This window comes from Blastococcus sp. SYSU DS0617 (assembly GCF_054051075.1).
Genome location: NZ_JBJHAO010000003.1, coordinates 181,212 through 196,001, shown reverse-complemented (window position 1 = coordinate 196,001; position 14,790 = coordinate 181,212). Strand labels below are relative to the sequence as shown.

Here is a 14,790-nt window from a genome sequence, read left to right as displayed (position 1 = left end):
GCGTCAGCCCTCGCCTCCGCCGCCCTCGAGCACGCGGTAACGCGTGCCGTCGATGGGCTGGGAGTCCGTGAAGTAGTCGGACCCGACCACGGCCGGGACCGAGCCGGAGCTCTCCACCGCCTCCGCCGTCAGGCCACGGGGCGTCAGGCCCCCGGGCTCGACCGCCGCCACCGGCTGCCCTCCCGGGCTGTCGGCCACGTAGGCGCAGGACTCGGCGAGGTCGTCGACGGCATAGCAGTGTCCCGGCGCCGCCATGACCCAGGTGTCCGCCAGCTCCGGCTGCTGCTGCACCACGTCCCTGGGCAGCGCACCCGGCCGGAGGAAGACGTGGACCGGCTGGTCGACGAGGTAGCTGTTGAGGTTGTACGTGCTGGGCCGGGTGCCGAGGAAGGCCTCGACCGGCAGGTCCCCGCGCATGGCGCCGACGTCGTTCACGCTCGCACCGACGAGGAAGGTGCCACGTCGCTCGTCGGCCAGCCGCGCCGGAGCGTCGGGGACCCGGACGTCGCGGTACACCTCGTCCGGCACGAACTCCCACACCACCTGGTGCGTGACCGTGCCCTCGTCGTGCTGCGTGTGGACGACGGCGGGCTCCCCGGTGAACCGGCCCCGCGCGACCACGTAGGAGTCGCTGATCAGCTCGTCGGCGGTCGGGACCACCTCCATGACGAGGGACCCGGTGACCGACATCGTGGGCAGCGGCTCCCGCGCCGTCGGCTCGGGCTCCTGCGCGCCGCAGCCCGCGCCGGCGGCCACGACGAGGGCGCAGACGGCCGCGGCACCGCGTGGACGCATCACGGAGTTCGTCGTCCTGACATGGCTCGCATGTGTAGTCGCAGCGAGTGGCGGCGTCGAGCACTTCCGCCACGCTCCGCGTCGACCGCGCGATGCCATGATCGCGTCGTGCCCCCGCCCTCCACGCTCTCGGCCCGGCTGGCCGTGGCGCACGTGGCGCGGTCGGCGTCGGGCGAGCCCCTGGACCGGTCCCTGCGCGTGACCCTCAACTTCCACCCGGACCGACTGGTGGACGGCGCCACCGTGCTGGACCGGCTGGCCCGCGACGGCCGATACCGGTCGCAGTTCGAGACCGGCACCAGCAACGGCGGGCTCACCGCGCACCCCGGCGGCGCCCGCTGGGGCTGGGAGCAGCGCATGTTCGGGCACGCCTACGACGACGCCCCGGCCGCCGAGCGCCCCAAGTACGGGGGGTTGAACCACCGCCGTCGGCGCATCGGCGCGGCTCCCCGGTTCGGCTCGGCACACCTCCGCCTGACCGGAGCTGTCCTGGACCGCACCACCTTCTGCTTCCCGGACTCCGTCTTCGAGCCCACCACGATGGCGACCGCCGACCGGTTCGGGCTCTTCCCTCTCGTCGAGCGGTTCGAGGCGCGCCCGCTCACCGACGAGATCGAGGCCACCGAGGGCGGGCTGCTCGACGACTACGTCGAGGCGCACGTCCACGGCCCCGTCCACCTGGCGGCGGACGTGGAGGCCGTCGTCCTCGATCCCTGCTTCCGGGGCTCGCCGACCGAGTCCCGGGCCCGGGCGCTCGGCGTCCCCGTGGAGTGGCACGAAGGACGGCGGCTGACGGTGGAATCGCTCGCCACGCACCCTCTGTTCCGGGGCCCTCGCACGGTCGACGTCGGCCGCCGGATCGCGGAGGCCGGGCTGCTCGACGCCGCGATCATCGGCCGCGCGGCGCAGGCGGCCGTCGAGGACCCGCAGGACCTCAAGCGCGTGTGGCACTGCGTCGCCCGGTTCGGGACGCCGCTCGAGGGCTGAGCTATCGGCGTCAGGCGGAGCTGCCGTTCTGCGCGGCGCCGTCGCCGTCGGCGGAGATCGGGACGCGCGTGACGCCGTCGGTACCGGTGGCGCCGCCCAGCCGGCGCAGCAGCGCGGCGACGTCGATGCCGGTGATGTCGCCGGAGAGCTGCAGACCCTGCGCCACGTTGGAGGCGACGGACTTGCCGAGTGAGCCCGCGCCGTCGGTGGAGATGACGGTCATCTTCTCCACGGCCGACAGCGGCGCGGCGGCCGCGCCGACGACGTCGGGCAGGACCTTGACCAGCATCTCCAGGATGGCCGCCTCGCCGTACTTGGCGAAGGCGTCGGAGCGGGCGTCCATCGACTCGGCCTCGGCCTGACCGCGGGCCAGGATCGCGGCCGCCTCGGCGGCACCCTCCCGCTCGACGGCGTCGGCGATCGCCTGGCGGCGCAGCTTCTCCGCCTCACCGCGCTTGGCGCCCTCGATCGCCTCGGCGTCGGCCAGGGCCGAGCGGCGGGCCCGCTCGCCCTCACCGGAGAGCTTGGCCTGCTCGGCGGCGGCCTGCGCGGCAGCGATGGTCGCCTGTCGCTGCGCCTCGGCGGTGAGGATCGCCGTGTTCTTGCGCCCCTCCGCCTCCTGCTCGACCTTGTAGCGCTGCGCGTCGGCGGGGCGGCGCACCTGGGTGTCCAGCTGCCGCTCGGTCAGCGCCGCCGTCCGCTCGGCGACCTTCTCCTGCTCCATGAGGATCGCCTGGTCCTGCGCGGCCTGCGCGAGCGGACCGGCCGCGGCGGCCCGCGCCTTGGCGGCGTCGGTCTCGGCGGTGATCTCGGCCTGCTTCAGCGCCAGCTGCCGCTGCGAGATCGCGATGGCCTCGTCGGCCAGCAGCTGCTCCTGCTGGGACGCCTGCCGGGCCCGCGCCTCGGCGATGCTGGCCTCCTTGAGCACCCGCGCGGCCTCGGGGCGCCCGAGGTCGGCGAGGTAGGAGCCCTCCGCCTGGATGTCCTGCAGCTGGAAGGTGTCCAGGACCAGGCCCTGGCCGGTCAGCGAGGACTCGGCCTCCTCGGCGACGGCGGAGGCGAACGCCGCGCGGTCGCGGATGATCTCCTCGATGGTCAGCCGGCCGACGATCGAACGCAGCGCACCGGCCAGCACCTCCGAGGTGAACGTGTCGATGCCCTCCTGCTGGTTCAGGAACCGCTGCGCGGCGGCGCGGATGGAGTCCTCGGTGCCACCGACCTTGACGATCGCGACGCCCTCGAGGTCGCACTTCACGCCCTGCTTGGACACCGCGCCCCGGATGCCGACCGGGATCCGGCGGCTGGACAGGTCCATCGTGTGCAGCTTCTGGACGACGGGCAGCACGAAGACGCTCGCGCCCATCACCACCTTCTGGCCCGAGGAGTCGCGGGAGACGACGCCGGACTCGCTGGTCACCTGCCGCCCCTGCCGGCCGGTGACCAGGAACGCCTGGTTCGGGCCCGCCACCTTGATGCGGGAGAGCACGAGCAGGACCAGCAGGACGACCAGGACGGCGATGCCGCCGATGGCGTAGACCAGCGTCACGGGGATTCGCCTCCGGGCAGGGGATGGGCTTCGGGGGCGGTCGAGACGACCTCGACCGCGGTGTCGCTGAGGGCTTCGACCACGTAGACCGGCGTCCCGGTGGGCAGCGGTACGTCGCTGCGGGCGGAGAACTTGAGCTGCTGGCCGGCGAGGGTCAGCCGCACCTCGCCGTAGCCCGGGCTGGGCACGGCGGAGACGACGACGCCCTGGGCGCCGACGAGGGAGTGGCGGGTCAGCGTCGGCTGGGTCGGCATGTCCTTCAGCGCGCGGGACAGCCGGATCGCCCCCCACGCGAGCGGGACGGCGACCGCGAGGCCCACGGCCAGCGCGAGCAGGGCGGCGACGGCGTCGGGCAGGTCGCCGGGCAGCAGACTGGTGGCGGCCGCACCGCCGAAGCCGATCCCGCCGAGCAGGGCCGCGATCGCCGGCACCGAGAAGGGTCCGTCGGCGTCGACGTCGCCGATGCCCAGGTCGCCGATCTCGCCGACGAACAGCGAGAGGACGAGCACGACCAGGCCGAGGACGCCGATGACGAGGAAGACCGCTGCCACTCCGTGCGCCCTCCCGTCGGCCTGTGACCAGCACCCTTCCAGTTGCGGCACGGCAGCGGCAAGGAAATCCACCGTCGGGTGAACGGGGCCTCCGGCGGCGCTCGGGTGGCGGGGGCAGGCTGCCGCAGCACCCGTTTCCACATGAAGGGCCGGCGGACGGGGTACCGGCCGCCGCATGGCCACGCCTCCCACGTCCACCGCCACCCTGCTGCCACGCGGCCTCGTCGCCGGCCTCGCCGGCACGGTGGTGATGACGGCCTTCCAGAAGCTGATCGAGATGCCGCTGACCGGGCGACGGGACAGCTTCGCCCCGGCGGACCTCGCCGAGACGGTGACGCCGGTCCACCCCCGCTCCTCCACCGGACGGAAGCGCCTGAACTACGCCGCACACTTCGCCCTGTCCGGCCTGTGGGGCACGGCCTACGCGGTGGCCGCCGCCCGGGGCCTGCGCGGACAGCGGGCGGTGCACAGCGTCTTCGCCGTGGTCTACGCCGGCGACCTCGTCGCCAACACCGCCCTGGGGCTGTACCGCCCGCTGCGGTGGTCGGGCGGGGACTGGGTGGTCGACGTGGTCGACAAGTACGTCCAGGCCCAGGCCACCGGCGCGGTGTTCGACCAGCTGCTCGACCCGGCGGGGTGACCGCGGCCGACCCAGCAGCGCCGACAATGGGGGAGTGAGGCGCGAGGCGAGCATCCTGCACCTCGACCTCGACGCCTTCTTCGCCGCGGTCGAGCAGCGGGACAAGCCCTCGCTGCGCGGGCGGCCGGTCGTCGTCGGCGGCGTCGGCGGGCGCGGCGTCGTCGCCACGGCGTCCTACGAGGCCAGGGCCTACGGCGCCCGCTCGGCCATGTCGACGGCGGAGGCCCGGCGGCGTTGCCCGTCGGGCACGGCGTTCCTGGGCGGCCGGTTCGCCGCCTACCGCCGGACGTCCGACGTCGTGATGGGGTTGCTGCGCGAGCTGTCACCGCTGGTCGAGCCGGTCTCGATCGACGAGGCCTACGTCGACCTGGCCGCCGGCGGACACGACCTCTCGGTGGACGGTGTGACGGAACTGGGGCGGTCCCTCAAGGCCCGCATCGCCGCGGCCACCGGGGGAGTGACCGGCTCGGTGGGCATCGGGTCGTCGAAGCTCGTCGCCAAGATCGGCTCGGACCTGCACAAGCCCGACGGGCTGGTCGTCGTGCCGCCGGGCACGGAGCTGGACCTGCTGCACCCCCTGCCGGTGACCCGGCTGGGCGGCGTCGGCCCGGCGACGGCGGAGCGGCTGCACCAGGTCGGCGTGAAGACCGTGGGCGACCTGGCCGCCAAGTCGCTGGCCGACCTGGTCGCGCTCGCCGGCCGGGCGCACGGGGCCGGCCTGCACGCGCTGGCCCGCGCGGAGGACGAGCGCGCCGTGGTGCCCGACCGCGAGGCGAAGTCGGTGTCGCACGAGGAGACCTTCGAACGCGACCTCACCGACCTCGCCGTCCTCGGCCGGGAGATCGACTCGATGGCCACCCGCGTGGGCAAGCGGCTGCGGGACTCGGCGTTCTCCGGCCGCACGGTCACGCTCAAGCTGCGCCGCTACGACTTCACCACCCTCACCCGCTCGCAGACGCTGCCCCAGCCGACCGACGACCCCCGCCAGATCGCCGCGATCGCCCGCCGGCTGCTGGCCGACGCCGGCGCCGAGGGCGGCCTGCGGCTGCTCGGCGTCGGGGTGTCCGGTCTGTCGCTCTACGCCCAGGGCGACCTCTTCGCCGAGGACGACGACGGCTCGCCGATGGCCGCCACCGAGGAGGCCGTGCCGGACGACGCCCCTCCCGAGCCGCCGCTGCCCGCCGACAAGCGCTGGTGGCCGGGGCAGGACGTGCGACACGAGGACCTGGGCGCCGGCTGGGTGTGGGGCCGCGGGCTGGGCCGGGTGACGGTCCGTTTCGAGGGGCCGTTGACCACACCGGGACCGGTGCGCACACTCGCCGCGGACGACCCGCTGCTGCAGGCCGCCGATCCCCCCGACTGGAGGCCGCCGGCATGACGGAACGTTCGTGGTGGGGCTGGGGCACCACCGACCAGGCGCTGAACGACGAGGAGTGCATCGCCCGCGCCGCGGCGCTGCCCGGGCTGCCCGACCGCCCGCGCCCGGTCCCACGGCTGGCCGACGTCGTCCTGCCCACGTCCCGGGTGACCGCGCCGGACGGGCTGCCCGTGTCCACCGACCACGACGACCGGGCCCGGCACGCCTACGGGAAGGCCTACCGCGACGTCGTCCGGGCGCTGTCCGGCGAGCTGCCGGGCGCCCCGGACGCCGTCGCCCACCCGGCGGACGAGGACGACGTGGTGCGGCTGCTCGACTGGGCGTCCACGGCCGGCGTGGTGGTGGTGCCCTTCGGCGGCGGGAGCTCGGTGGTGGGCGGCGTCGAGTACCGCGGCGACCGGCCGTGGCTGTCGATGGACCTCACCGCGCTCGACCGGGTCCTGGAGATCGACCGGGTCAGCCGCGCGGCCCGCATCCAGGGCGGGGCGCTCGGGCCGGTGCTCGAGGAGCAGCTGCGCCCGCACGGCCTGACGCTGCGGCACTTCCCGCAGAGCTTCGAGTTCTCCACGCTCGGCGGCTGGCTGGCCACCCGGGCCGGCGGCCACTACGCCACGGTGCTCACGCACATCGACGACCTGGTCGAGTCGATGCGCGTGGTCACACCGGTCGGCATCAGCGAGTCGTGGCGGCTGCCGGGCTCGGGTGCCGGCCCGTCGCCGGACCGGATGTTCCTCGGCTCCGAGGGCACGCTGGGCGTGATCACCGAGGCGTGGATGCGCCTGCAGGACCGGCCCCGCTTCAAGGCCTCGGCGTCGGTGACCTTCCCCGACATGGCGACGGCGATCGGCGCCGTCCGCACCATCGCGCAGTCGGGGCTCGCCCCCGCCAACTGCCGGCTGCTGGACACCGGCGAGGCGGCCACCTCCGGCGCCTCGACGTCCGGGGGCTGCGTGCTGGTACTGGGGGTCGAGTCGGCGGCGCACCCGGTGGAGAGCCGGCTGGAGGAGCTCACCGGCCTGGCCCGCGACGCCGGCGGGGTCGTCGCCCCGCGTCGCGAGGGCGCCCGGGACGCGACGGCCGACGCGTGGCGGTCGTCGTTCCTGCGGGCGCCCTACGGCCGCGACGGGCTGGCGCGGATGAGCGCGATCGTGGAGACCTTCGAGACGGCGACCACGTGGGACCGCGTCGAGGAGCTGTACGCGGCGGTGCAGGACGAGGTGGGCGCCGCGCTGCAGGAGGTCACGGGCGCCACTGGGTTGGTCAACTGCCGGTTCACCCACGTCTACCCCGACGGGCCGGCGCCCTACTTCACGGTGGTGGGCATCGGCCGGCCCGGCTCCGAGGTCGCCATGTGGGACGACGTCAAGACCGCCGCCATGGAGGTGCTGACCCGGCTGGGCGGCACGGTGACCCATCACCACGCCGTCGGCCGCGACCACCGCCCCGGCTACGACCGGCAGCGCCCCGAGCCGTTCGCCGCCGCGCTGCGGGCCGCGAAGGGGGCGCTCGATCCGGCCGGCGTCCTCAACCCCGGCGTCCTGCTGGACCCCGTGTAGAACGGGACCCGTGACCGAACAGAACGCGTGGCTGCGGATGACCGAGGAGGACCCGGAGCACTCGGCCGCCTACGTGCAGCGGTTCCGCACGCTGGCGGAGCAGGGGATGGACCTCGTCGGCGAGGCGCGGCTGGTCGACGCGATGCTGCCGCGCGGCTCGCGGGTGCTCGACGCCGGCTGCGGGCCCGGCCGGGTGGGCGCGTTCCTGCACGACGTCGGGCACTCGGTGGTGGGGGTGGACGCCGACCCGGTGCTGATCGCCGCGGCCGAGGAGGACCACCCGGGCCCGCGCTGGCTCGTCGGCGACCTGGCCGAGCTCGACCTGCCCGCGCAGGGGATCGACGCCGCCTTCGACGCCATCGTGTGCGCCGGCAACGTCATGACGTTCCTGGCCGAGAGCACCCGGACCGACGTGCTGCGCCGGATGCGGGGCCACGTCGCCGCCGACGGGCGCGCCGCGATCGGCTTCGGGGCCGGCCGGGGCTACGAGTTCGACGAGTTCCTGGCCGACGCGCGGGCCACCGGCTGGGCCGAGGACCTGCTGCTGTCCACCTGGGACCTGCGGCCCTTCACCCCGGACGCCGACTTCCTCGTCGCGGTGCTGCGCCCGGTCTGAGGCCCGCCGACAGGGTGCGCGGATGCGCCACTCGCGGCGGCAGGACGGCGCATCGGCGCTCCACGTCGACCGGGGGCAGGGGTCAGAGGCGGCCGTTCGCGCGCAGCAGGACCAGCGCGTTCACCGTCCGGTGGCCGCGCCACTCCAGGGCGGCGGCGGGGGAGTAGCTGTCGAAATCGACGGTCCAGCCGCCGTCGGGCTGCTGCCCCGCGGCCAGCCGGTCCAGTTCGGCGTCCACCACGGCCGGCGCGAAGAGCTCCCGGGCCGGCCCACCGGGGAGGGGCGCGAAGTCCAGCGGCCGCATGAACTCGTCCTCGGCGCCCCCGGCCACGTGCAGCGTCCCGTCGGCCGGGATCAGCTCTCGCAACCCGTCCAGCAGCGCCCGCGCCTCGTCCGAGGCCGCACCGGAACGGCCCGCCGCGTCGAGGAACTGCACCGCGAAGGCCAACTCCATGGCGTTGACCGACGCGTCCAGGGCCGCGATGGCGCCCAGGCAGTACGCCGTCGCCCGCGCGAGCCACGCGTGCTCCGCCACCGCCCGGTCCGCCGCCGCCACCAGGTGGGCGGTCGCCGCCACCACGGCGGTGATCTGCAGCGAGGACGTCGTCGGATCCGCCTGCGCCCAGAACGGTGCGCACGCCGCCGGATCGGGCACCGGCAGCGCGAACGGCAGCCCGCCGTCGGGCAGGCAGACCGAGGCCAGCCAGTCGCAGACCTGCGCGGCCCGCGGCGTCGTGGCCGGCGCCAGGTCGGCGAACGCCTCCAGCGCGTGCAGCGCACCGCCGGGCTGGCTGCTCCCCGAGCGCAGGTCCGGCTCCAGACCCCAGCCGTAGCCACCGTCGGCGTTCCGGTAGCCGTCGACGGCGGCGACCACGGCGCCGGGATCCCCCGACCCGGTCAGCAGGTCGAAGCGGCGGCGGTCGAGCAGCCGGCCGGCGGATGCCAGGAACGCGGCGGCGGCGGAGAGGTCCACGGTCACGGCGACGATCCTGCCCGGGGGTGCCAGACCGGGGCAGCCGCCGGCGGCAGCACGGCCGCCGTCGTCCACGGTGGAGAACCGGGCGGCGCGACGACCTCGACGGGGCCGTCGGCCGAGTCCAGCCGGTGCAGGTAGGGGCCGGGATCGGGCGCCGGGGCCGGCGCCGACGGGTCCCGCGGGGCGGCCAGCAGCTCGTGCGCGGTCTGCGCCAGCGACAGCTCGCCGTACCAGCCGCCGCCCTCGTCGCGCTGCCGCACCAGCGCCGCCAGCACCGTCGCGGCCGCCAGGTAGCCGGTCGCGTGGTCCAGCGCCTGCGCCGGCAGCGCCCCCGGCTCCTCCGGCGTCCCGTACAGCATCGCGATGCCCGTCGCGGCCTGCACCAGCGAGTCGAAGCCCCGCCGGTCCGCCCACGGCCCGCGCAGCCCCCACGCCGACAGCCGGACGACGACCAGGTGCGGGTGCCGCTCCGCGAGCGCCGCGGGATCCATGCCGAAGGCCTCCAGCGCGCCCGGCCGGTAGCCCTGCACCACCACGTCCGCCACCGCCAGCAGCTCCTCCACCCGCGCCCGCTCCCGTGCGTCGGCCAGGTCCAGCACCACGTGCCGCTTGCCGGCGCCGGTGTCCACCAGGCCGTCCCGCAGATCGGGGTGCCGGGGCCCGTCCACCCGCAGCACGTCCGCGCCGTGCGAGGCCAGCACCCGCGTCGCCACCGGCCCGGCGATGACCCGCGTCAGGTCCAGCACCCGCAGTCCGCGCAGCGCACGTCGCCGCGGCGCACCCTCGGCCACCCGGCGCAGGCTCAGCAGCGGCAGCCCGGCCGCCGCACGCCCCTGCGGAGAGCCCGCCCACTCCTCCGGCGTCCGGACGGCGGCCGCGGCACCTCCGGCCGCGACCACCGCGCTCTCCAGCTCCTCGGCCGCCCATCCGCTCGCCGCGGCCGCCACCGCGTCGACGTCGTCCGAGCCGAGGACCGCGGCCGCAGCCGCCCGGTGGTGCGGATAGTTCCCGTGCAGCCGCAGCCAGCCGTCGGCGGTCCGCCAGAACCGGGACAGCGGCGCGAAGCCCATGCCCACCGGACGCCCACCCAGCCGGGCGTACCGCTCGCTGCGCACCGCCAGGCCGGCATGCGCCGCGTCGAGCCGGACCGGAGCGCGGTCCCCGGTGAGCACCCGCGCCGCGGCGAGCTGCGCCGCGACCGCGCCGAGCACGAGCCCGGACACGGCGAGCGGTCCGCCCAGCCCGGTCTCCCCGTGCACCTCGACCGGGACGTCCATCGGCACGCCGGTCTCCCGCGCCACCGCGGCGACGAGCGCACTCACCGGGCCTCGATGCGCACCGACGGGTCCGTGCACCACGCCCGGACCGACGGCCACGAGCCGTAGCCGGCGGGCAGGTCCAGGTGCCGGCCGCCGGGGATCACGTCGGCGTCGATGCCGAAGGTGCCGGCGTACAGCGCCGCCGCACCGCCCGGGAAGTAGGGGTCGTCGTCGCTCGCCACCAGCCGCACCCGCGCGCGCAGGTCCGCCGGGAGCGGCGTCGTCTCGATGCCGGCCGGGGCGAAGGCCGCCACCTCGGGGTGCTCGCGCAGCACGTCGGCCGACGGCGGCGCCACCAGCAGCACCCGGTCGGGCTGCAGCGCCCCCAGCGTGGGCACCGCCTGCCACCACAGCAGGACGGCGAGGCTGTGGCACACCAGGACCCGCTCGCCGTCGCTCCCGAGGGCGCCCAGCTCCGACCGCAGGAGGTCCAGCCAGTCGCCGATCACCGGGACGTCGGGCTCCGGGAACTGCGGGTACCGCACCTCGTGCCCGTCGCCGGCGAGCCGCTCGGCCAGCCAGCGCTGCCAGTGCCCCTCCGGCCGGCGGTTCTCCCACCCGTGCACGATCAGGACGTTCACCCGTCCGTCCTCGCGGGCTCCACACCCAGCGCGAGCACCAGCGCCAGCACGGTGCCCGGGTCCTCCAGGCGCGGACCGTACAACTGGCGGAGCTGGGTCATCCGGTAGCGCACGGTCTGCGGGTGCACGAAGAGCTCCGCGGCGACGGCGTCACGCCGGCCCTGGTGCAGCAGCCACGAGCGCAGCGTCTCGGTCAGCTTCTCCCGGGCGCTCTCGCTCAGCCCGTCCAGCGGGGCGAGCGCCTGGGCCCGCAGGTCGGCCAGGGCGGACTCGTCGGCCCGCAGGACGAGCTCGGCCAGTCGTGCCTCGGTGTCCAGCGGACCGCCCTCGGCCGCCGTCCACCCCAGCTGCCGCGCCCGCAGCGCCCGCGCGTAGGAGGCGTCGACCTCGTCCCACGGCCGCGCGGGACCTACCACCGCCTCCGCCTCGCGCAGGGAACGCATGAGCGCCGGCCGGGAGCGGCCCTCGGCGTCCGGGACGAGGAGGGTCACCAGCTCGCCGGAGGCGCCGGCGCCGGGCACCTCCTCGGTGGGCCGCAGGGTCCGCGCGTCCAGCGAGCCGAGCGCGGTCCGCACCCGCGCCTCCGGCACGATCACCGCCGTCAGCGTCCGCGGCAGCGGCCAGTCGGCCCGCTCGGCGGCCGCCTCCTTCTCCTGGCGCGACCCGTGGCCGAGGAGCACGTTGGCCAGCCGCTCGCGGTAGCGCTCCCGCACCCGCCCCGTGGTGGCCAGCTCGTCGCTGTGGCCCGCGACGCTCGAGGCCGACAGCTGGTCGATGTAGGCGAAGACCAGCTCCGCGAAGTGGGCGAGCTGCTCCGCGGAGAGACCGGCCCGCACCCCGCTGTCGGCCATGTGCCGCCAGGACACCCGTGCGCCGACCCGGTAGGCACCGAGCAGCGCGTCCATCGACCGACCGCTGCGGGCCTCGCCCCGGCCCAGCGCGTAGGCGCCGTCCAGCGCCGGCTGGATGGGCGTGCTGGCGTCGCCGTGCCCGCCGTCGGACGCCAGCTCCAGGAAGCCGCCGAGGGCGAGCTGGACGGCGTTCTCGATGTTCCGGCCCATCTCGCCGCTGAACGCGTCGGTGTAGCTGGGCACCTCGACGACGATCGCGGCGACCGTCTGCTCGGCGACCGCCGGCAGCTCACGTCGCATCTCGTCGGCGACCGGGGCCGGGATGCTCAGTGCTGGGTCCGCCATGCCGCGCCTCTCTTGTTCGCAGAGAACAGAACATAGCGGCTGATTCACGTCCGTCACACAGGTAACTGATGTGCAGGTTGGACAACCTCTAGGTATGACGACGACCGTTCCCCGCCCGACCTCGGTGCGGTCGCCCCTGGCCACGCTCCGTGAGCGGGCCGTGCGGCTGGCCGAGATGGTGACCACGCCTCTGCTGCCCGTCGACTACCTCGACCTGTTCGACCCGCTCCGGTCCGGCGCGGCCCTCCGCGGCCGCATCGAGGCCGTGCACCGCGAGACGCGGGACGCGGCCAGCATCGTGATCCGCCCCGGCAAGGACTGGCTGCCGCACGTCCCCGGCCAGTACGTCCGCATCGGCATCGACATCGACGGCGTCCGCCAGTGGCGGGCCTACTCGATCACCTCGGTGCTCGGCCGCGCCGACGGCTGCTTCACCATCACCGTGAAGGCCATCCCCGACGGCAAGGTGTCCAACCACCTGGTGCACCGCGTGCAGCCGGGCACGATCATCCAGCTCGACCAGGCCACCGGGGAGTTCTGCCTCCCGGAGGAGGTCCCGGCCAAGGCGCTGTTCGTCACCGCCGGGTCCGGCATCACCCCGGTCATGGGCATCCTGCGCAACCACGCGGAATCGCTGGCCGACACCGTCCTGGTGCACTCGGCACCCACCGCCGACGACGTCGTCTTCGGCGCCGAGCTGCGGCAGCTGGCCGCCGACGGCCGGATCCGGCTGATCGAGCAGCACACCGACAGCGCCGGGATGCTCGACGCCCGCTCCATCGCCGAGCTGGTGCCCGACCTGCACGAGCGCGCCACCTGGGCCTGCGGGCCCGTGGGCATGCTCGAGGCCCTCGAGGAGCACTGGGCGTCGGTGGGCATCGCCGATCGCCTCTACACCGAGCGTTTCCGCCCCCGCATCCTGGCCGGCGCCGGCGAGGGAGGCGCGGTCACCTTCGAGAAGAACGGCACGACCATCGAGGTCGAGGGCACCACGCCGATCCTCGACGCCGCCGAGGATGCCGGCGTGCTCATGCCGAGCGGTTGCCGCATGGGCATCTGCTACGGCTGCGTCCTCCCCCTGCGCGAGGGCGCGGTCCGCGACCTGCGCAACGGCGAGATCACCAGCGCGGAGGACGTCGGCGACGGCGTCCTCGTCCAGACCTGCATCAGCGCCCCCGCCGGCGCCTGCTCCATCGACCACTGACCGTCCGAGCCCGAGGAGTCGCACCATGACCGTCATCCAGAAGAAGCCCGAGAACCCGATCGCCCACCTCTCCGCCGAGGACATCGAGCTCATCGGCAAGGAGCTCGACACCATCCGCCAGGAGGTGCGCGACAGCCTCGGCGAGGACGACGCCAAGTACATCCGGACCGTCATCGACGTGCAGCGCAAGCTCGAGCTGGGCAGCCGCGCCGTCCTGCTCGTCTCGATGTTCCCGCCGGCCTGGTTCGTGGGCACCGTCGGGCTCTCGCTGGCCAAGATCCTGGAGAACATGGAGATCGGGCACAACATCCTGCACGGCCAGTGGGACTGGATGCGGGACCCGAAGATCCACTCGACGACGTGGGAGTGGGACATGGCCAGCCCCGCCGCGCAGTGGAAGCACTCGCACAACGAGCTGCACCACACGTACACGAACGTGATCGGCAAGGACAACGACCTCGGCTACGGCATCATGCGCGTCGACGAGGACCAGCCGTGGCACCCGCTGTACCTGGCCCAGCCGGTGTGGAACTTCGTCAACGCCTGCTTCTTCGAGTACGGCATCGCGGCCTACGACCTCGAGCTGGGCAAGAACCTGGCGACGAAGAAGCGCCGCTCGAACCCTGAGTTCCGCGCCGCCACCAAGCAGGTGCTGAAGAAGATCCGCAACCAGGCGACCAAGGACTACGTCCTGCACCCCGCGCTGTCGGGTCCCTCGTTCCTGCCCACCCTGGCCGCGAACTTCACCGCCAACGTCGTCCGCAACCTGTGGTCGCACTCGGTGATCATGTGCGGGCACTTCCCCGAGGGCGTCGAGACCTTCGAGAAGGCCTCCATCGACGGCGAGACCCGCGGCGAGTGGTACCTGCGGCAGATGCTCGGCTCGGCGAACATCTCGGGCAGCAAGGCCATGCACATCCTGACCGGCAACCTGAGCCACCAGGTCGAGCACCACCTGTTCCCCGACCTGCCCAGCAACCGGTACGCCGAGATCGCCCCGCGGGTGAAGGACATCTTCGACCGCTACGGCCTGACGTACCACTCGGCGCCGCTGCCGCAGCAGGTCGCTTCCGCCTGGCACAAGGTGATCCGGCTGTCGCTGCCCAACGACTGGCTGGCCGAGACGCGGCCCTCGAACCTGCCCTCCCAGCTGGGCAAGCTCTGGAAGATGACGACGGGTGGCAAGAAGGTGCGCCGCGCCCTGCAGGCCCGCCCCGCGGCCGCCTGACGCACGCCGGTCCACGGACCGGTGTACCCGAGGGGCCCAGAACCGCGATGGTTCTGGGCCCCTCGGGCTTTCTGCTCCACCCGTCGTGGCGGGCCGCCGCGCAGCCGGCGATGTTTCCCGTGGAACCGATGGTCAGCGGACCACCGGCGACCGCAGGTGCACGGAGTCCAGCCGCCGGCCGACGACGGTCCCCGGCGGCCAGACCTGGGCGTAGCGG

General features: G+C 74.6%; 14 protein-coding genes. 7 read left to right on the top strand and 7 right to left on the bottom strand.

The annotated features are described in order from the left end of the window. Window positions 1–3 precede the first annotated feature (3 nt). On the bottom strand, window positions 4–798 hold the full coding sequence (locus tag ACI793_RS05520) for a hypothetical protein (protein ID WP_456605362.1): 795 nt from the start codon (window positions 796–798) through the stop codon (window positions 4–6). Window positions 799–903: 105 nt separating this feature from the next. On the opposite strand from ACI793_RS05520, the gene ACI793_RS05515 reads away from it, so the two are divergent. Further along, window positions 904–1,782, top strand: a complete 879-nt coding sequence (locus tag ACI793_RS05515; protein ID WP_456605361.1) for a DUF3626 domain-containing protein — start codon at window positions 904–906, stop codon at window positions 1,780–1,782. Between the two features lie 10 nt (window positions 1,783–1,792). Here ACI793_RS05515 and ACI793_RS05510 read toward each other — a convergent pair whose 3' ends face one another. Both ACI793_RS05510 and ACI793_RS05505 read right to left on the bottom strand, forming a co-directional pair. After that, window positions 1,793–3,328, bottom strand: a complete 1,536-nt coding sequence (locus ACI793_RS05510; protein WP_456605360.1) for a flotillin family protein — start codon at window positions 3,326–3,328, stop codon at window positions 1,793–1,795. Then, complete coding sequence (locus ACI793_RS05505) at window positions 3,325–3,879, bottom strand: NfeD family protein (protein WP_456605359.1); 555 nt, start codon at window positions 3,877–3,879, stop codon at window positions 3,325–3,327. Before ACI793_RS05505 ends, ACI793_RS05510 begins: the two co-directional genes overlap by 4 nt. Window positions 3,880–4,054: 175 nt before the next feature. Here ACI793_RS05505 and ACI793_RS05500 point away from each other — a divergent pair, with 175 nt between their 5' ends. From ACI793_RS05500 to ACI793_RS05485, 4 genes are read left to right on the top strand one after another with little or no spacing between them, the layout of a single operon-like run. Further along, window positions 4,055–4,519: a hypothetical protein gene (locus tag ACI793_RS05500; RefSeq protein ID WP_456605358.1), complete on the top strand. Its 465-nt coding sequence runs from the start codon at window positions 4,055–4,057 to the stop codon at window positions 4,517–4,519. Window positions 4,520–4,553: 34 nt separating this feature from the next. Beyond that, window positions 4,554–5,897, top strand: a complete 1,344-nt coding sequence (locus ACI793_RS05495) for a DNA polymerase IV (protein ID WP_456605357.1) — start codon at window positions 4,554–4,556, stop codon at window positions 5,895–5,897. After that, entirely contained in the window at window positions 5,894–7,453 is a 1,560-nt protein-coding gene (locus ACI793_RS05490; protein ID WP_456605356.1) for an FAD-binding oxidoreductase, read from the top strand. The genes ACI793_RS05495 and ACI793_RS05490 overlap by 4 nt, the downstream gene beginning before the upstream one ends. A 10-nt stretch (window positions 7,454–7,463) precedes the next feature. Further along, window positions 7,464–8,069, top strand: coding sequence for a class I SAM-dependent methyltransferase (locus ACI793_RS05485; protein ID WP_456605355.1), 606 nt, complete (start codon window positions 7,464–7,466; stop codon window positions 8,067–8,069). Between the two features lie 82 nt (window positions 8,070–8,151). On the opposite strand, the gene ACI793_RS05480 is transcribed toward ACI793_RS05485, so the two are convergent. The 4 genes from ACI793_RS05480 to ACI793_RS05465 are packed head-to-tail and all read right to left on the bottom strand — an operon-like array spanning window position 8,152 to window position 12,141. Continuing rightward, window positions 8,152–9,048 carry a hypothetical protein gene (locus ACI793_RS05480; protein ID WP_456605354.1) on the bottom strand — a complete coding sequence of 299 codons (897 nt, stop codon included), beginning with the start codon at window positions 9,046–9,048 and terminating at the stop codon, window positions 8,152–8,154. Next, window positions 9,045–10,367: a CoA transferase gene (locus ACI793_RS05475; protein WP_456605353.1), complete on the bottom strand. Its 1,323-nt coding sequence runs from the start codon at window positions 10,365–10,367 to the stop codon at window positions 9,045–9,047. The genes ACI793_RS05480 and ACI793_RS05475 overlap by 4 nt, the downstream gene beginning before the upstream one ends. After that, window positions 10,364–10,945, bottom strand: a complete 582-nt coding sequence (locus tag ACI793_RS05470; RefSeq protein WP_456605352.1) for an RBBP9/YdeN family alpha/beta hydrolase — start codon at window positions 10,943–10,945, stop codon at window positions 10,364–10,366. The genes ACI793_RS05475 and ACI793_RS05470 overlap by 4 nt, the downstream gene beginning before the upstream one ends. Then, window positions 10,942–12,141: a PucR family transcriptional regulator gene (locus ACI793_RS05465; protein ID WP_456605351.1), complete on the bottom strand. Its 1,200-nt coding sequence runs from the start codon at window positions 12,139–12,141 to the stop codon at window positions 10,942–10,944. The genes ACI793_RS05470 and ACI793_RS05465 overlap by 4 nt, the downstream gene beginning before the upstream one ends. 94 nt (window positions 12,142–12,235) lie before the next feature. On the opposite strand from ACI793_RS05465, the gene ACI793_RS05460 reads away from it, so the two are divergent. Both ACI793_RS05460 and ACI793_RS05455 read left to right on the top strand, forming a co-directional pair. Then, on the top strand, window positions 12,236–13,345 hold the full coding sequence (locus tag ACI793_RS05460) for a ferredoxin reductase (RefSeq protein WP_456605350.1): 1,110 nt from the start codon (window positions 12,236–12,238) through the stop codon (window positions 13,343–13,345). Between the two features lie 25 nt (window positions 13,346–13,370). Continuing rightward, window positions 13,371–14,573, top strand: coding sequence for a fatty acid desaturase family protein (locus tag ACI793_RS05455; RefSeq protein WP_456605349.1), 1,203 nt, complete (start codon window positions 13,371–13,373; stop codon window positions 14,571–14,573). Window positions 14,574–14,790: the final 217 nt, after the last annotated feature.